The sequence below is a fragment of the Nocardia sp. NPDC058058 genome, assembly GCF_042885355.1.
Classification (GTDB): domain Bacteria; phylum Actinomycetota; class Actinomycetes; order Mycobacteriales; family Mycobacteriaceae; genus Nocardia.
In genome coordinates, this window is record NZ_JBHVSA010000017.1 from 708 (window position 1) to 1,713 (window position 1,006).

Consider the following 1,006-nt stretch of genomic DNA (forward strand, 5'->3'; position numbering starts at 1 on the left):
ACGGGCATCGCCCGCACCTGGACGGAACACCTCGACCGCATGCACGCTGCCGGCTGGGCCCACGCCGACGTCCAGCCCACCAACACCCTCGTCACGCCCGCCGGCCACGCCGCGGTCATCGACTACGCCCTCGCCTGCGGCCCCGACGACGGCCACCGCCGCGTCCCGTACCGGGGAGCCCTCACCCACACCACCGCCCCCGAACTCGCCACCGCCGTCCTCGCGACCCCGGCCGACACACACGTCCAGGCGCAGCCGGCCGCCGACATCTGGAGCCTGAGCGCCTCCCTGTTCTGGTGCTGGACCGGCCACCGCCCCGTCCCCTACGACGACAACCTCGACCGGCTGGACAAGCTCGCCGTCATCGCCAAGGGCACCACCACCACACTGCGCGACGTCCGGCCCTGGCCGTTCCCGGAATTCGAAGGCGCCATCACCGCGTGCCTCGCCCCCGACCCCGCCGACCGCCCCACCGCGAAGGAGCTGACCGCCGCATGGTGACCCTGCGCGCCCTCGCCCTCGACGACGCCCCCGCCCTCACCCGCATCTACAGCGGCGCCTCCATCCGGCACACCACCGGCAAGCCCCTCACCCTCGACCAGGCCCACGAGAAGATCCGCGCAGCCCTGGCCCGAGCCGCCGAAACCCCGCAGGCCCAGTGGAGCTGGGGCATCGTCACCGAGGACGAGCTGATCGGCCTGATCGCGCTGCGGCGACGAACGGCGTCCATGGGCACCATCAGCTACATCCTCCGGGAAGACAGCTGGGGCCACGGCTACGCCACCCACGCCGCCAACCACGTGGTCTCCACCGCCTTCACCACCGCCGGCCTCAACCGTCTGGAGGCCATGCACCACCCCGACAACCCCGCCTCCGGACGAGTCCTGATCAAAGCCGGGTTCACCCATATCGGTACGTCTGACTGGCACACCGAAGACGGAACCACTGTGCCGTACGAGGCGTACGCGCTGCAGAAGATGTAGGGCGACCCAGCACTCTCGTTCCC

General features: G+C 71.3%; 1 protein-coding gene and 1 pseudogene. Both read left to right on the forward strand.

Annotated elements, in window-relative coordinates:
* Positions 1-501 (forward strand): annotated as a pseudogene (locus tag ACFVUS_RS43800) (hypothetical protein); the annotation flags it as partial.
* Entirely contained in the window at positions 495-983 is a 489-nt protein-coding gene (locus ACFVUS_RS43805) for a GNAT family N-acetyltransferase (protein WP_073797127.1), read from the forward strand. The pseudogene ACFVUS_RS43800 and the gene ACFVUS_RS43805, both read left to right, overlap by 7 nt.
* Positions 984-1,006: the final 23 nt, after the last annotated feature.